General features: G+C 62.9%; 14 protein-coding genes. 4 read left to right on the top strand and 10 right to left on the bottom strand.

Annotation, left to right across the window (positions count from 1 at the left end; all coding sequences use genetic code 11):
* Positions 1–22: 22 nt before the first annotated feature.
* Together DBV08_RS26520 and DBV08_RS26515 are read right to left on the bottom strand one after the other, a co-directional pair.
* On the bottom strand, positions 23–1798 hold the full coding sequence (locus DBV08_RS26520) for a pyruvate dehydrogenase (protein WP_095969900.1): 1776 nt from the start codon (positions 1796–1798) through the stop codon (positions 23–25).
* Positions 1799–1911: 113 nt separating this feature from the next.
* Entirely contained in the window at positions 1912–2346 is a 435-nt protein-coding gene (locus tag DBV08_RS26515) for a nitroreductase family deazaflavin-dependent oxidoreductase (RefSeq protein ID WP_065456581.1), read from the bottom strand.
* A 234-nt stretch (positions 2347–2580) separates the two neighbouring features.
* Here DBV08_RS26515 and DBV08_RS26510 point away from each other — a divergent pair, with 234 nt between their 5' ends.
* The gene (locus DBV08_RS26510) at positions 2581–2814 is read left to right on the top strand and encodes a hypothetical protein (RefSeq protein WP_095969899.1); all 234 of its coding nucleotides are present in this window, start codon (positions 2581–2583) and stop codon (positions 2812–2814) included.
* A gap of 95 nt (positions 2815–2909) precedes the next feature.
* Here the strand turns inward: DBV08_RS26510 and dnaE are convergent, their stop codons facing one another.
* From dnaE to lspA, 5 genes are all read right to left on the bottom strand, one after another.
* The gene (gene dnaE / locus DBV08_RS26505) at positions 2910–6446 is read right to left on the bottom strand and encodes a DNA polymerase III subunit alpha (RefSeq protein ID WP_007733155.1); all 3537 of its coding nucleotides are present in this window, start codon (positions 6444–6446) and stop codon (positions 2910–2912) included.
* Between the two features lie 99 nt (positions 6447–6545).
* Positions 6546–7484, bottom strand: coding sequence for an EamA family transporter RarD (rarD, locus tag DBV08_RS26500; protein WP_124569370.1), 939 nt, complete (start codon positions 7482–7484; stop codon positions 6546–6548).
* Positions 7481–8152 carry a hypothetical protein gene (locus DBV08_RS26495; RefSeq protein ID WP_124569369.1) on the bottom strand — a complete coding sequence of 224 codons (672 nt, stop codon included), beginning with the start codon at positions 8150–8152 and terminating at the stop codon, positions 7481–7483. Before DBV08_RS26495 ends, rarD begins: the two co-directional genes overlap by 4 nt.
* Positions 8149–9075, bottom strand: a complete 927-nt coding sequence (locus DBV08_RS26490; RefSeq protein ID WP_007733161.1) for an RluA family pseudouridine synthase — start codon at positions 9073–9075, stop codon at positions 8149–8151. The genes DBV08_RS26495 and DBV08_RS26490 overlap by 4 nt, the downstream gene beginning before the upstream one ends.
* Positions 9072–9659, bottom strand: coding sequence for a signal peptidase II (gene lspA, locus DBV08_RS26485; protein ID WP_260395778.1), 588 nt, complete (start codon positions 9657–9659; stop codon positions 9072–9074). Before lspA ends, DBV08_RS26490 begins: the two co-directional genes overlap by 4 nt.
* Positions 9660–9826: 167 nt before the next feature.
* Here lspA and DBV08_RS26480 point away from each other — a divergent pair, with 167 nt between their 5' ends.
* The 3 genes from DBV08_RS26480 to DBV08_RS26470 all read left to right on the top strand — a co-directional run bounded on the left by DBV08_RS26480 (position 9827) and on the right by DBV08_RS26470 (position 13051).
* Entirely contained in the window at positions 9827–10753 is a 927-nt protein-coding gene (locus DBV08_RS26480) for a hypothetical protein (RefSeq protein ID WP_124569367.1), read from the top strand.
* Positions 10741–11517, top strand: a complete 777-nt coding sequence (locus DBV08_RS26475; protein WP_124569366.1) for a sensor domain-containing protein — start codon at positions 10741–10743, stop codon at positions 11515–11517. The genes DBV08_RS26480 and DBV08_RS26475 overlap by 13 nt, the downstream gene beginning before the upstream one ends.
* Before the next feature lie 142 nt (positions 11518–11659).
* Positions 11660–13051, top strand: a complete 1392-nt coding sequence (locus DBV08_RS26470) for a glutamate decarboxylase (protein WP_095969894.1) — start codon at positions 11660–11662, stop codon at positions 13049–13051.
* An 82-nt stretch (positions 13052–13133) separates the two neighbouring features.
* Here the strand turns inward: DBV08_RS26470 and DBV08_RS26465 are convergent, their stop codons facing one another.
* From DBV08_RS26465 to DBV08_RS26455, 3 genes are all read right to left on the bottom strand, one after another.
* On the bottom strand, positions 13134–13637 hold the full coding sequence (locus tag DBV08_RS26465; protein WP_124569365.1) for a hypothetical protein: 504 nt from the start codon (positions 13635–13637) through the stop codon (positions 13134–13136).
* A 116-nt stretch (positions 13638–13753) separates the two neighbouring features.
* Positions 13754–15118 carry a DNA polymerase IV gene (locus DBV08_RS26460; protein ID WP_095969893.1) on the bottom strand — a complete coding sequence of 455 codons (1365 nt, stop codon included), beginning with the start codon at positions 15116–15118 and terminating at the stop codon, positions 13754–13756.
* A gap of 36 nt (positions 15119–15154) precedes the next feature.
* Positions 15155–15493: a TfoX/Sxy family protein gene (locus tag DBV08_RS26455; protein WP_095969892.1), complete on the bottom strand. Its 339-nt coding sequence runs from the start codon at positions 15491–15493 to the stop codon at positions 15155–15157.
* Between the last annotated feature and the right edge of the window lie 24 nt (positions 15494–15517).

The following is a 15517-nucleotide window of genomic DNA, read 5'->3' as shown; positions in this document are numbered from 1 at the left end:
GGCAGGGCAGGGCGGGAGTAGGTCAGCCGCGAGGATCCAACTGCGAGGGGCGTGGCACGTTCCGCAGATTCGACTTGGCCATCTGTACTGCCTCGCCGACGCCGCCGTTCATCACCATCTTCGACATCGCCAGGGCGAAGCCCTTCATCTGACCACCGGTGATGGTGGGCGGCAACGACAATGCCAGCGGATCGGTCACCAGATCGACCAAGGCCGGACCGTCGTGATCGAGCGCGGCGCGTAGGCCCGCTTCGATGTCCGCGGGATTCTCGATTCGGCGCGAGAAGATACCGAGCGCAGCAGCAACCGCCGCGTAGTCGACAGCGGGCACGTCGACCCCGAAATCCGGAAGGCCGTCCACCAGCATCTCGAGCTTGACCATTCCGAGTGTCGAGTTGTTGAACACCACGATCTTGACCGGCAACTTGTACATCGCGACGGTGACCAACTCACCGAGCAGCATCGACAATCCGCCGTCGCCGGACACCGAGATGACCTGACGTCCCGGACTCGACCACGCCGCACCCATCGCGTGTGGGAGCGCATTGGACATGGATCCGTGCAATGCCGAGGAGATGAAGCGCCTCGACCCGTTCGGATTGAGGTAGCGCGCCGTCCACACATTGCACATTCCGGTGTCGGCGGTGAAGATCGCGTCGTCCGCAGCCAGATCGTCGAGGATCGAGGCCGCATACTCGGGATGGATGGGCGTGCGCTGCTTGACCGGATCCGTGTATGCACCAACCACTTTGGTCATCAGAGTGTTGTGCTTGGCGAGGGTGTCCTCGAGGAACCCGCGGTCGGTCTTGCGATCGAGCTGCGGAATCAGTGCACTCAATGTGCTCGCGACGTCGCCGTGCACAGCCAGGTCCAGGCTGGTTCGACGCCCCAACCGCTCGGCCGCGATATCGATCTGAGCAGTGCGAACATCATCGGGCAGGAATTGATCGTAGGGGAAGTCCGTACCGATCAGGAGCAGGAGATCGGCGCCGTGGATACCGTCATGCGCCGCACCGTAACCGAGCAATCCGGTCATCCCGACGTCGTACGGGTTGTCGTACTGGATCCATTCCTTGCCACGCAGCGAATGCCCGATGGGAGCACCGACGGTTTCGGCCAGCGCCAACACCTCTTCCCGTGCGTCTCGCACACCCGCGCCGGCGAAGATCGCAACCTTGCGCGAGCCGTTGATCACGTCTGCCAACGCCTTCACGTCACCGGCGTCCGGAACGACTGTCGGCCTACGAGTTTCAACGAGCGTCGGCGGGGTCCCTTCGGCCGGACAATCGGCGATGTCCCCGGGAAGCACGATCACCGAGACGCCGTTTCGAGCCACCGAATGCTGAATCGCCGACTGCACCACGCGAGGTGATTGGACTGCCGTGCTGACGAGTTCGGTGTAACTCGAACATTCGATGAAAATCCGCTCGGGATGCGTTTCCTGGAAGTAGCCCATTCCGATCTGGGCGCTGGGGATGTGTGAGGCGATCGCGAGGACCGGGGCTCCCGAACGATGAGCGTCGTACAGGCCGTTGATCAGGTGAAGGTTTCCGGGACCGCAGGATCCTGCACACACTGCGAGTTTTCCGGTGATCTGGGCATCCGCTGCGGCAGCAAACGCGGCTGCTTCCTCGTGACGGACGTGTATCCAGTCGATTCCGCCCTTTTCGGAACCACCGGTGCGACGAACCGCGTCGACGATGGGATTGAGACTGTCACCGACAATGCCGTAGATCCGACTGACACCCGCGTCGACGAGCTGCTGAACCAATTGATCTGCAACGGTTTTCGGACTCATCAGACCTCCATGACACACTCACGGGAGTCGGGATCGCCGACCCCCGCGAGTGACGATTTACTTGTGATTTATGCACTGATTCTTGCGAAATGGTTTCTTGTGGAAGGCTGGCGCTACTTGGGTTCGAGCACGAACACCGGAATCTCACGGTCGGTCTTCGTCTGATAGTCGGCGTAGTCGGGGTACGCAGCGACAGCGCGCTCCCACCAGATCGCCTTCTCGTCGCCGGTGACTTCACGAGCAACCAGGTCGAAGACCTGCGTCGCGTCACGCAGGGTGACGTGCGGATCGGCCTTGACGTTGTAATACCAGACCGGATTCTTCGGAGCGCCACCGAGCGAAGCCACAACGGCATACGAGCCGTCGTGCTCGACGCGCATCAGCGGCGTCTTCCTGACCTTGCCGGACTTTGCCCCGATTGTCGTGAGAACGACGACGGGCATGCCGTTCATGTCGTTTCCCTCGGTGCCACCGGAGTTCTCGATGCGTGCGACCTGATCGGCGGCCCACGACGCTGGACTGGGTTCGTACTCACCTGTGATTGGCATGTGTACCAGTGAACACCCCCTCGACTGCCTTGGCCACCGAACCGCGCCGACCAGGTCTGTAGCCGACATCTCCCCCTGGTTGATCGATTAAGTGAGCTGCCGATCATTAAAGTTCGCTTGCCCGAACTCTCATCTCTGGCTACTCTGAAACCACAGCTTCGAACAGCCGTATCGCCCCGGCGTCACCGAGAAGCCGGCACCACCGAGAACCGGCACCACCGAGAAAGGGACGAGATGACCACCGCAGATATCTCCACTCGCGAATCACGCCCCTCGTCCGACCATTGCATCGATCTCGCCGGTACTCGCTGGCCGCTGTACAAGATCGAAGCTCTCGCGGTTGGCTTCGTGCTGTTCGTCATAGCAGGCGCCGTCACCCAGTCGATGCAGGTTGCAGTGCTGACTGCCGCAACAGCCGCTGTGATCACCTGGTGGGCACGGCGCGTGTACTACTCGCGCACCACCTGATCACTTCACTCCCCGAACTCCAGCGGACCACGAAGGGACCTTGCTGCTGATGCAGCAAGGTCCCTTCGTGTGGTTCAGGTGCGCTCGATCGGTGGTCAGACCGTCAGGCAGCTTGGCCCGAGCAATGCCTTCAGGTCGCCCATCAGCGCCGAGGACGGTTCGACCCGAAGGACGTCGTCGACCTTCCACAGGCTGATCTCGGTTCCGCCGATCAGCCGGACGTGGACGTCGGACGTTCCCGGATGTCTGGTCAGCACCTGTTTGAGAGCACTGAGCTTGTCCTTGGTGCACTGCCGAAGCGGCAGCGAGACCGACAGGGGGCGTGCGACGCCGATGGCCGAAATATCAGGCACCGCGAGGTCGTTGCCGATCAGCGACATCCGATCGTCTCGGATCGAGACGCGAGCCTTGACCAACACGATGGCATCCTCGGCGATGTCCATTCCGTACACGGCGTACGCCTGTGGGAAGAACAGCACCTCGATCCCACCCACGAGATCTTCGAGCTGCACGATGCACCAGGTCAGACCGTTCTTGTTGACCCGGCGGTCCACCGAGGCAATGATGCCGCCGAGAGTCACCTGAGCGCCGTCCTGAACGCCGCCTTCGAGTATCGCAGCGATGGACGTGTCGGATTGCTGGCGAAGAATGTGCTCGACACCGTTGAGAGGGTGACCGGAGACGTACAGCCCCAACATCTCTCGTTCGAGTGCCAGGCGATGCTTGGAGTCCCACTCCTCCTCGGGAATCTTGACGTCGAACACCGAGGTGATCGACTCGTCGGCCTCGGCACCACCGAAGAGATCGAACTGTCCGATCGCCTCCGCCTTCTTGGTGCTCATCACGGAATCGATGGCGTCGGCATGAACCAACATCAGGCCCTTGCGCGGATGACCCAACGAGTCGAAAGCACCAGCCTTGATGAGAGATTCGGTGACCTTCTTGTTGCAAGCCATCGCGTCGATCTTGCCGAGGTAGTCGGAGAAATCGGTGAACTTCGATTTCTCGGTGCGCGCCTTGATGATCGAGGCGACGACGTTGGCGCCGACGTTGCGCACCGACCCCATACCGAAACGGATGTCGTCGCCGACGGTCGCGAAGTCGACTCGCGATTCGTTGACGTCCGGCGGGAGCACGGTGATGCCCAACTTGCGGCAGTCGGCGAGGTAGATCGCGGACTTGTCCTTGTCGTCACCGACGGAGGTCAGCAGACCCGCCATGTATTCGGCCGGGTAGTTCGCCTTGAGGTACGCAGTCCAGTACGACACGAGGCCGTATCCGGCGGAGTGCGACTTGTTGAACGCGTAGCCGGCGAACGGAAGGACGGTGTCCCACAGCGCCTTGATGGCCGCCTCGCTGAAGTTGTTGTCCAGCATGCCCTGACGGAACCCGGCGTACGCCTTTTCCAGCTCGGACAGCTTCTTCTTACCCATGGCGCGACGCAGCAAGTCGGCCTGGCCCAGGGTGTACCCGGCCACCTTCTGCGCCAGTTGCATGATCTGCTCCTGGTAGATGATCAGGCCGTAGGTCTCGGAGAGGATTTCCGCGAGCGGCTCCTCCAGCTCGGGGTGAATCGGCTTGACGTCTTCCAAGGCGTTCTTACGCTTGGCGTACGAGATGTGGGCGTCCACACCCATCGGTCCCGGGCGATACAGTGCCAAAGCGGCCACGATGTCGCCGAATCCGGTGGGCTGCATCAGTTTCAGCAACTCGCGCATACCGCCGCCGTCGAGCTGGAACACACCGAGGGTGTCGCCGCGGGCGAGCAGTTCGTATGTTGCAGCATCGTCCATCGGCAATGTGTCGAGGTCGAGGTCGATGCCGCGGTTGGCTTTGATGTTCTCGAGCGTGTCGCCGATGACCGTGAGGTTTCGCAGACCCAGGAAGTCCATCTTGAGCAGACCGATGGCTTCACACGAGGGGTAGTCCCACCCGGTGATGATGGCGCCGTCCTGGGCACGTTTCCACACCGGGATCGCGTCGGTGAGCGGTTCGGACGACATGATGACTGCGCAGGCATGGACGCCGGCGTTGCGGATCAGCCCTTCCAGGCCCACCGCGGTCTTGTAGATCTTCGCGACGTCGGGGCTCGAGTCGATGAGCGCCCGAACCTCGACGGCCTCCTTGTACCGCTCGTGCTTCGGATCGGTGATACCGGAAACCGAGATGTCCTTGGCCATGATGGGCGGCGGGAGTGCCTTGGTGATCTGATCAGCGATGGCGAAGCCCGGCTTGCCGAACTGGACGCGAGCCGAGTCCTTGATGGCAGCCTTGGTCTTGATGGTGCCGAAGGTGATGACCTGGGCGACCTTGTCGTTGCCCCACTTGTCCGTCGCGTAACGCACCATCTCGCCGCGACGGCGATCATCGAAGTCGATATCGATATCGGGCATGGACACGCGCTCGGGGTTGAGGAATCGCTCGAACAGCAACCCATACGGGATGGGGTCGATGTTGGTGATACCCATCGCGTAGGCCACCAACGAACCGGCGGCCGATCCTCGGCCGGGCCCGACGCGGATTCCGACGTCCTTGGCGTGGTTGATCAGGTCGCCGACCACGAGGAAGTAGGCCGGGAAGCCCATTTCGTTGATGACGCCGATCTCGTAGTCGGCGCGGGCGAGGTACTCCTGTGGAGGTCCGCTCGGGAAGCGGCGGTCGAGTCCGCGCATCACCTCGGCACGCAGGAAGGTCTGCTGTGTATGACCCTCCGGGACCGGGAAGATCGGCATGCGGTCGTGGAACGCCCAGACGTCCTCGTACGACTGCACACGCTCGCCGATGGCAACGGTGTTGTCGCATGCCCCCGGTACCTCGTTGTCCCAGATGGCGCGCATCTCGGCAGCGGACTTGAGGTAGTAGCCGTCGCCGTCGAACTTGAAGCGAGTGGGATCGGACAGCGTCTTGCCGGTCTGGATGCAGAGCAGCGCCTCGTGGTTCTCGGCTGCGTCCTTGGTGACGTAATGGCAGTCGTTGGTGGCAAGTGGCGGGATACCGAGTTGCTTGCCGATGTCGAGCAGTCCCTCGCGCACACGGCGCTCGATCGAGAGACCGTGATCCATCAGTTCGAGGAAGAAGTTGTCCGGTCCCCAGATCTCCTGCCACTTCGCGGCAGCTTCGAGGGCCTCGCGATCGTGGCCGAGACGAAGACGGGTCTGGATCTCACCGGACGGGCAACCCGTGGTGGCGATGATGCCCTCGGCGTGCGCGGCGATGAGCTCTTCGTCCATACGCGGCCATTTGCCGAGCTGACCTTCGATGGATGCGAGCGAAGACAGCTTGAAGAGGTTGCGGAGCCCGGTCGCGTTCTCGGCCACCATCGTCATGTGGGTGTACGCGCCGCTGCCGGAGACGTCGTCGGACTTCTGGCTGCGATCTCCCCACAGAACTCGCTTGGTGTTGAAGCGGGATTCCGGCGCGATGTAGGCCTCGATGCCGATGATCGGCTTGATGCCGGCACTCTTTGCCTCGTTGTAGAACTGGCTGGCGCCGTACATGTTTCCGTGGTCGGTCATGCCGACGGCGGTCATTTCGAGACGAGCGGCCTCCTCGAACATGGCGCCGACCTTGGCCGCACCGTCGAGCATCGAGTACTCGGTGTGATTGTGAAGATGTACGAACGAGTCAGCCACGTGCGCCTCTCTGAAGGTCTGGGAGCGAGATCGAGTGTATGCCGCGTTGCCGACACGTTCGGCGACCGCCATCGTGGAGTCGCAGCGTGCCGCCTCGGATCACGTGACCGGAACCTCAGGTTCGACGCTCGACCTCATCGAACGCCGAGAACGCCGACCGGCGACGAAGGTGTCTGTCGTGAAGATCACCAGCGCGGCCCAGATCAGAACGAAGCCGATCCAGCGTGACGCCGGCATGTCCTCGTGCATGACGGCCACTCCCCACGCCATCTGCAGTGCCGGGGTGAGGTACTGCAGCATGCCCATCGTCGCCAACGGAACTCGCTGCGCGGCGACGCCGAACAGGAGCAGTGGCAGCGCGGTGACCGGGCCGGCGGCAAGTAGCAACAGACTGTGTCCGGCGCCGCTGCTGATGAATGCACCGGCCCCGGTCAGGCCGAGAAACACGAGGTAGCCGACCGCGAACGGAGCAGCAACAACTCCCTCGGCGGTCAAACTGGTTCGAGGATCGAGCGGAACCACCTTCTTGACCAACCCGTAGGTTGCAAACGAACCGGCGAGAAGCAAAGCGACGATCGGGGGTTTACCGAAGTCGACCGTGATCACGACAACTGCCGTGGCGGCGAGGACGAGCGCAGCGATCTGCGCGGGACGCAATCGCTCGCGGAAGATCACGACGCCGAGCAGAACGGTGACCAGCGGGTTGATGAAGTACCCGAGGGCCGCCTCCACGACGCGGCCGGACACCACGGCATAGATGTACGTCCCCCAGTTCACTGCGATCGCCGCTGACGCCGCGGTCACCAGCAGCCAGGTGCGTGCGCTGATTCCGCGAAGCGATCCGAGACGGCCGGCAAAGGCCAACACGATCAGCATCAACAGAAGGGTCCACACAACACGGTGCGCAAGGATCTCGACCGGATCGGCGAAGTCGAGAAGCCCGAAGAAAGCCGGAAACGTTCCCCACAACAGGAAAGCCGCTACGCCGTAGAAGATTCCCGAGGACGATCGGGAATCAGCGCGTTTGTCCTCGCTCACGGGACCGGACCGTCGTCGGGACCGGGAGCAACGACGTCCACGTACTCCGGCAGCAAGGGACGGACGGCCGCCAACCAGGGCGAGGCGTCGGACGGCAATGCTTCCACTGCACGGACGTTCGACTCACGTGCGATCGCGTCGAGTCCTTCGGGAGTAGCTCGCACCAGTACACCTACCGCACAGGCGCACCCTGCGGACAGTTGCTTCGCCGACGCGAGAGCGACCTGTTGCTGACGGTCGGTGTCGCCGCCGAGCGAGGCCAGTCGCGTAGCTGCCACACCGGGCGATCTGCGCACTGCTTCGTCGTTGTCGGGAACGGGCACCGACATGAGCGGCGTCTGGACGCGCTCGATCGGTACTCGGTACATGACCCTCGCCACCCGAACATCGGGCACACGAACACTCGAAACCTGAGAACTGCTGGTCGTCGTGATGACCTCGTCGACGGTGAGTGCCTTCGTGAAGGAGACCAACGCCCACACCGGCCCGTCGAGGGCCGCAATCGAATCTCGCGCTCGGACGAGGTAATCCGGCACAGCTTCCCCACTGTCCGGGCCGAGAGTGTCCGTCCTGATCGGCGGGGTCGGCACGGGATTCGCGAACCCCACACCGACCACCGCCGCCACTGCGACGACGGCCAGCGCGGGAGCGAGCCCGCGCGGTGTCATGAGGACCGGAGAACTTCGAGTGCGTGTTCGAGATCCTTCGGGTACTTGCTCTTGATCTCGACCCAGCGGCCGTCCGCCGGGTGTGCGAAGCCGAGCGAGACTGCGTGCAGCCACTGGCGCTCGAGACCGAGCCTTTCGGCAAGTCGAGGGTCCGCGCCGTAGGTCAGGTCGCCGCAGCACGGATGGCGCAACGCCGAGAAGTGGACGCGAATCTGGTGTGTGCGACCGGTTTCGAGGTGCACGTCCAGCAGACTTGCTGCCTGGAACGCCTCGATGGTGTCGTAATGCGTGACGCTGGGCTTGCCGTCGGCCGTGACCGTGAACCGCCAGTCGTTCCCGTGGTGGCGTCCGATGGGCGCGTCGATCGTTCCGCTGCTCGGGTCGGGGTGTCCCTGAACGAGAGCGTGGTAGCGCTTGTCGATGGTCCGCTGTTTGAACGCACGCTTGAGCAACGTGTACGCGCGCTCGGAGGTGGCAACCACCATGACACCCGACGTTCCGACGTCCAGACGGTGGACGATGCCCTGACGCTCGTGAGCACCGGACGTCGAGATTCGGAATCCGGCCGCGGCAAGTCCACCGATGACGGTCGGTCCCGTCCATCCGACGCTCGCGTGCGCGGCAACTCCGACGGGCTTGTCGACTGCCACGACGTCGTCGTCGGCGTAGAGGATCTCCATCCCCTCGACGGGCGTCGCCTCGATGGTCAGTGGCCGCGGTGGTTCGGGCAGAACTACTTCGAGCCACGATCCTGCGGTCAGACGATCGGACTTGCCGACCGCCACACCGTCGACGAGAACCGAGCCTTCTTCCGCGAGTGTCGCGACCACGGTTCGCGAGAGTCCGAGGAGGCGCGCCAAGCCCGCGTCGACGCGCATGGCATCGAGGCCGTCCGGCACTGGCATCGAACGCGATTCCCTCACTTGGATTCTCCCTCGGCCGCTGTCTTCGTACCGGAGAGCTTCGTGTCGTCCGCCTTGTGATCACGCAAGCGCTCACCATTGGGTTCGAAGCCGAAGAGAGTCAGCACGACGAGCAGTATCGCTCCACAGACGATCGCGGAGTCGGCGATGTTGAACACCGGCCACCAACCGACGGAGACGAAGTCCACCACATGTCCGCGCATGATTCCGGGAGAGCGGAAGAATCGGTCGACGAGATTACCCAACGCGCCGCCGAGAACCAGGCCGAGGCCGAGCGCCCACCACGGTGATCGGAGCGTTCGACCGATCTTGATCACACCGATGACGACACCGATGGCGACGAGGGTGAGGATCCACGTCATCGAGGTCGCCATCGAGAACGCTGCTCCCGGATTGCGGACCATCGTGAATGTGACCACGTCACCGATGATTTCGATCGGCTGCCCCGGCTTGACCGCGGCGACGGCCCACACTTTCGTGAGAATGTCCGAGAGCAGGATGACAGCGGCGATGGCAATGAGCATGGTCAGCCGGCGGGGCTTTGCGGCCGGCGCAACTCCCAGGTCACCATCTTCCGATTTCATGGCTTCCGGTTTCACGGTGTGGGGCTCGTCGGCCTTCGAGATTTCGGTAATCGGCTGATCCTCCGCGCTGACATCTCGGTCTGGGTGGTCTGTACTCACGCAACCATCATCCCTCATGTTCACCGCACCCGGTCACGCACTCTGCAACTGCGGCTAGCCTGGAGCGCGTGCCACTGCTGTCCACGACCGGCCGACGAGTTCCGTTCGCCCTCGCTGCCCTCGCTCTCACCACCGTTCTCACCGCTTGCGGCGACTCGGATCAACCTCCGAACACCCCGACCTCCTCGCCGAGTGAGGTCACTGTTCCGGTGACCGCTGCGACGGTCGAAGTACTCGAGGCGGGAAGCGAGCCGCGCGAGGTTTTGCGTACGAACTTGCCTGTCGGCACCACGCAGACGGCGACGCTCGTCACCCAGGCCGTCGTGAGTCAGCAGATCGATCAACAGCCCGCGCAGGATTTCTCTTCGCCGGAGATCACGATCCCGCTCTCGGCAAACGTGACCGCGGACGACCCCACCGCTGTCGTGGACCTGACACTGTCGTCGATGACCTCGCCCGATGCAACGCTGCAGGCAGCACTGAGCGGGGCCGACGGATCTGCGGCCGGATTGTCGGTCACGGATTCGGGCGCCATCACCGCCCTACGGTTGAAGCCGTCCGTTAACTCGGCCAATGCTGCCCGCGCTGCAATCGAACAGGCGCTCGGCCAAGCGGTCTACCGGACCGTTGGACTCCCCGACGCTCCGGTCGGTGTCGGCGCACGTTGGGTGGTTCGGCAGCAAGTCAGCAGCGAAATCCTGCTCGATCAGACAACCACCGTCACGCTCACCGCGCGGGAGGGCAATCGGCTTTCGCTCGCGGTGGACGTATCGCAGACCCCGCAGAGCCCGGTCTGGAACCTGGCCGGTGACGCCGGAACGCTCAACATCGATCAGTACGTCATGGCCGGCTCCGGAAACCTCACCGTCGACCTCGCACTCCCCTTGCCGATCGACGGGCAGATGACCGTCGGCGGCGACCAGGCATACGGCGACCCGGACAGTTCCTCGGTGATCCGGCAGACCATCTCCAACAGCATTCGGTGGGAATCGTGACACGCCGATCGCTTCTCGCACTGGGCCTGACGGCAACGGCAGCACTGTTCGTCGTCACCGGTTGCGGCTCGGACGAATCCCCGAGTGCCGACACGACGACGCCGGTTTCCGCCCCACAGGTCGGTCTGGCGCCGTTCACGGCTGCTCCGGCCGCACCGCTGAGCGGGGCACCTCTCGACCGTGATGCGCTGCAACGAGCCGCGCTCACCCTCTCCGAACTACCTGTCGACTTCGACGTAGTTCCCGACCCGGTCGACGACCTCGGCCTCGCACCGGCGCCGGAGAGTTCGGAGGCGGACAAGTCGAGCACCGCCCCTGCCGTCTGCGCTCAGGTTCTGGCACCGATAGCCACCCAGGCCGCCGGATCCGTCGCCGACCTCTCCGACATGTTCACCGGCCCCGATTTCACGAGCATCGATCAGGACTCTGCTTCGTACGCCGACGGCGCAGCGGCAGCAGCAGCTTTCGAGAAACTTCAGACCACGCTGGCCGGGTGTGCGGAGTATTCAGGAACCGATGCCGACGGAACGACAATCACCTATCGCGTCGGCGGAGCCACGAACCCGAACGTCGGCGACGCGTCTTTCGCTTTCCGAATCATTACGGAGAGTGGCGGTTTCACCTTGGTCGCCGATGCAATCGTGGCCGCAGTCGGGACCACGTTGACTCAGGTGTCCGCGACGGCGCCGAGTCCGATCGCCCCCGATGTTCTGCACTCGATGGCATCGGCCGCCGCAGATCGCCTGCGCGCACAAACGCCCTGACAACGAGCGGATTCGTCCCGTCTCGGCCTGACGCGAATGATTCGGGACCACAGACCCTTTGACAACTGCCCGTCCACACTGAACGGTGAGAGTAGGTACGAAACAGACCAACGCGACACACTGATGTGAGGAGCAGAAGTTCATGCCGGAACCCAGAAGGTCAGATCACACCGATTACGTAGCCGTCAATCCGATCTTCTCGAGGCCTGGCGAGGATTCGGTTGCATCGAAGTACACACTCGAACCCGACGGCATGCTTCCCGAGACCGCCTATCAGATCGTCCACGACGAAACGATGCTCGACGGCAATGCGCGGCTCAATCTCGCGACGTTCGTCAGCACGTGGATGGACGATCACGCCACCAAACTGTATGCCGAGTCGTTCGACAAGAACATGATCGACAAGGACGAGTATCCGCAGACCGCCGCGATCGAAACCTACTGCTGGCGCATCCTTGCCGATCTCTGGCACTCACCGTCCCCCAAGGACGCAATCGGTACCTCGACGATCGGTTCTTCCGAAGCCTGCATGCTCGGTGGCCTGGCGATGAAACGACGCTGGCAGCACGCGCGAAAAGCCGCGGGCAAGTCCACCGAAAAGCCAAATCTCATCATGAGTTCCGCGGTCCAGGTTTGCTGGGAGAAGTTCTGCAATTACTGGGACGTCGAAGCGCGTTACGTGCCGATCAGCGAGGAACACCGCACCCTCGACGGTCACGATCTGGACAAGTACGTCGACGAGAACACCATCGGCGTCGTCGCGATCATGGGCGTCACGTACACCGGGATGTACGAGCCGGTCCTGGAAATCTCGAAGGCTCTCGACGCCATTCAGGAGAAGACGGGCCTCGATGTCCCCATACACGTCGACGGCGCTTCCGGTGCAATGATCGCCCCGTTCCTCCAGCCCGAACTCGAATGGGATTTCCGCCTCCCGCGCGTGCACTCCATCAACACCTCGGCTCACAAGTACGGGCTCGTCTACCCGGGCCTCGGATGGGTGGTGTGGCGGTCTCAGGATCTACTTCCCGACGACCTCGTCTTCAAGGTGAGCTACCTCGGCGGCAGTATGCCGACCTTCGCACTGAACTTCTCGCGACCCGGTGCTCAGGTGATCCTGCAGTTCTACTTGTTCCTGCGTCTCGGCCACGACGGCTATCGCGCGATCCAGCAGTCCTCACAGGACGTGGCGAAATTCCTCGCCGAAGGGATCGGGAAGCTCGACGCGTTCGAACTGTGGAACGACGGTTCCGACATCCCGGTCTTCGCGTGGCGCCTCGCCGAGGGCCACACGTCCAACTGGACGCTGTACGACCTGTCGGACCGACTACGCGGCAAGGGATGGCTGGTGCCGGCCTATCCCATGCCGGACGATCTCGCGGATCTGACAGTGCAGCGCATCGTGGTTCGTAACGGACTGAGCATGGACCTGGCGGCCAACCTGCTGCGCATCATCGAGGAGGAAACCGCGTTCCTCGACGAGCTGGACAGCCCGATGCCGCGGCCACGGGTCACCGAGGGATTCCATCACTGACGACGCCTACCGCAGAAAGAGCGGCCGTCGACTCCCCTTCGGGAGTCGACGGCCGCTCTGTGTTTCAGGTGTTGCGCAGAGATCAAGCAGCGCAAGCAGGCGAGGTCAGACCTGCAACGCCGACGATCTGGCAAGCGGTGGTCTTCGAGAGCTTCCAGACGCCGTCCTCGTAGACGAACGAAGCCTGCAGGCCCTGCTGCAGCGGCTGACCGTTGACAACGATGTTCAGCGAAGCTGCTGCCGTCTCGCTGCCCGTGTCGGTGACCGGGTCGAGGATCTCGACCTGGGCGCCGGCAGCCTTGGCGGCAGCGGCGACCTGGTTGATCAGCTCGGGATCCTGCTCGGCGCCCTGGACGAGGTTGACCTTGTCTGCGGCCGGAACACTCTCGTCGAGCGCCTGGGCAACCTTGCCGTTGAGCTCAGCGGACGTCGGCAGGACAACCTCGGACGTGGGTGCCGCAGCGGTGGTGGTTGTGGGCTTCGCCGAAGTCGTCTTGTCGGAGTCTCCTCCGTCCGAACCACACGCGGTCATCGTGAGGGCTGCTGCGATCGCCACGGCTGCAACGGTCATCTTCTGAAGCTTCAACTTCTCAGTCCTATCCATTCGGGTGTTCACATTCGAGCGTCAGTCGAACATCGTGCTTGCTCGAGGATCGTCGACAACATTACCCAACGGTAAGCGGAAAAAGTCTAAGGACATCCTCAGAGAAGGCTGTCGACCGCATCTGCAACCTCGAGCACCTCGTCGGATTCGGCGAAGGTCTTGGCGATTCCCGTTCCGCTGGAACGGGTTTCGAAGCGAACGGTGACCACGCCGTGCCCCGCGCCCTGCACCCAACCGTGTCCGTATTCTGGATGCTTCACGTCCAAACCAGGGTGCCAGTAGCGCTGAGGGACTCGTGCGGCCACCGGAGCGTCGAGTTCGGCCTCATCGAGAGCTCCGGTGAGTGTCTCGACGGGATAGCCGGGAACATCCTGATCCAACTCGGGAAAAAGTGATCCTTGCCGAACCGTGGACAAACCGGCGAATCCCACACCGACCAGGCGAATCGGCCCCAATTCCTGTGGATCGATGACCTGTTTCTGCGCTGTCGCGATCAGGATCTGGCGGTCGATGGTGGCGAACGGCAGCGTCACGGATCGAGTCAAGATACTCATGTCGGACTTCTTGAGCTTCAGTACGACGGTGCGAGCAGCTCTTCCGTCCTTCTCCAGCCTGGAAAATGCTGCACGACCACTACTTTCGACGGCCGCGCGCAATTGTGCCATCGTGACGATGTCTGCGGCGAACGTGGATTCCGCGCTGATCTGCTTGGATTCGGCACGCTCGGCGACCGGCCGGTCGTCGATCCCCTGCGCGAGCCGATGCAACCCCGGTCCGACAGTGGTTCCGAGTATCGACGCCACCTCCGCCATGGGAGTGCGGGCAAACCCTCCGATGGTTTCGATGCCGAGACGCTTGAGCTTTTCCTCGGCAACAGGGCCGATCCCCCACAGCTTTCGCACCGGAAGTGGATCGAGCAACTCGTGCTGCATCCCGGGAGGAATCACTGCGACGCCGTCGGGTTTTGCCAGTCCCGACGCGATCTTGGCAACCTGCTTACCTGCGCCGGCACCGATCGAGGCCACCAACCCTGTCTCGGCTTTGATCAACGCCCGCAGGTCTTCGCAGAACGCGCGCACCTCGTCGGCCCCGACGCCGGCCAACTCCACCGGTTCTCCGAAGGCCTCGTCCACCGACAACTGTTCGAGGATCGGCATGCGCAGGCGCAAAGCGTCGAACGTGCGTTTACTCAGAACCGAATACAACGACATCCGAGGCGGCAACACCACCGCTCCGCCACCGACCATCCGGCGTGCTTGGTGCATCGGCATTGCCGAACGGGCACCGAAAACTCTCGCTTCGTAGCTTGCCCCCGCGACCACTCCGCGCCCGCCCAAGCCGCCGACCAGCACCGGGCGACCTCGCAGAGTGGGACGGGTCAACTGCTCGGCGGAAGCGAAAAAGGCATCCATGTCGAGATGCAGCACCCACCTGCGACTTCGTGTGGGATCACCTTGATTCATCGGGAGTTACGGTTCTCTCAAAAGTAGGTGCAGAATCTACGTCCGCGCCTTCTTCTTGGGCGACTTCTTCTTCGGCAGGGGCAATACGTCGGCAGTCCGTTGGATGAAGGCGTGCAGATGATCGAGGTCCTGCAGCCGTTCCTCCGGCACCCGGTAGTAATCCTTTGCCCCCGGGTACGGCGGAGCCAGATCGGCCTCTGACCCGAAATCAGCACTGACCTCGGTGGGTTTGACGAACAAGACGTCTCCGCAGATCAAGCCCACGATCTTCTCGTCGCAATACAGTCCGTACTCGCCGAACATCGCCCTTGCCCGCACGTCGAGCGGTTCCAACTGCTCGAGAATGCGCGCCACGGTTTCCTTGCTCGTACCCATGAGAGCAAACTACTCCGGCACCCC

Origin of the sequence: Rhodococcus sp. KBW08 (assembly GCF_003852455.1) — a bacterium.
Taxonomy (GTDB): Bacteria; Actinomycetota; Actinomycetes; order Mycobacteriales; family Mycobacteriaceae; genus Rhodococcus_F; species Rhodococcus_F baikonurensis.
This window is presented reverse-complemented; position numbering and strand designations above follow the sequence as displayed.

What these genes read in the sequence shown, in the direction of transcription:
- DBV08_RS26520 (WP_095969900.1), bottom strand. Translation starts at nt 1,798, where the DNA reads ATGAGTCCGAAAACCGTTGCAGATCAATTGGTTCAGCAGCTCGTCGAC.
- DBV08_RS26455 (WP_095969892.1), bottom strand. Translation starts at nt 15,493, where the DNA reads ATGGGTACGAGCAAGGAAACCGTGGCGCGCATTCTCGAGCAGTTGGAA.
- DBV08_RS26515 (WP_065456581.1), bottom strand. Translation starts at nt 2,346, where the DNA reads ATGCCAATCACAGGTGAGTACGAACCCAGTCCAGCGTCGTGGGCCGCC.
- DBV08_RS26510 (WP_095969899.1), top strand. Translation starts at nt 2,581, where the DNA reads ATGACCACCGCAGATATCTCCACTCGCGAATCACGCCCCTCGTCCGAC.
- DBV08_RS26495 (WP_124569369.1), bottom strand. Translation starts at nt 8,152, where the DNA reads ATGACACCGCGCGGGCTCGCTCCCGCGCTGGCCGTCGTCGCAGTGGCG.
- lspA (WP_260395778.1), bottom strand. Translation starts at nt 9,659, where the DNA reads ATGAAATCGGAAGATGGTGACCTGGGAGTTGCGCCGGCCGCAAAGCCC.
- DBV08_RS26470 (WP_095969894.1), top strand. Translation starts at nt 11,660, where the DNA reads ATGCCGGAACCCAGAAGGTCAGATCACACCGATTACGTAGCCGTCAAT.
- DBV08_RS26460 (WP_095969893.1), bottom strand. Translation starts at nt 15,118, where the DNA reads ATGAATCAAGGTGATCCCACACGAAGTCGCAGGTGGGTGCTGCATCTC.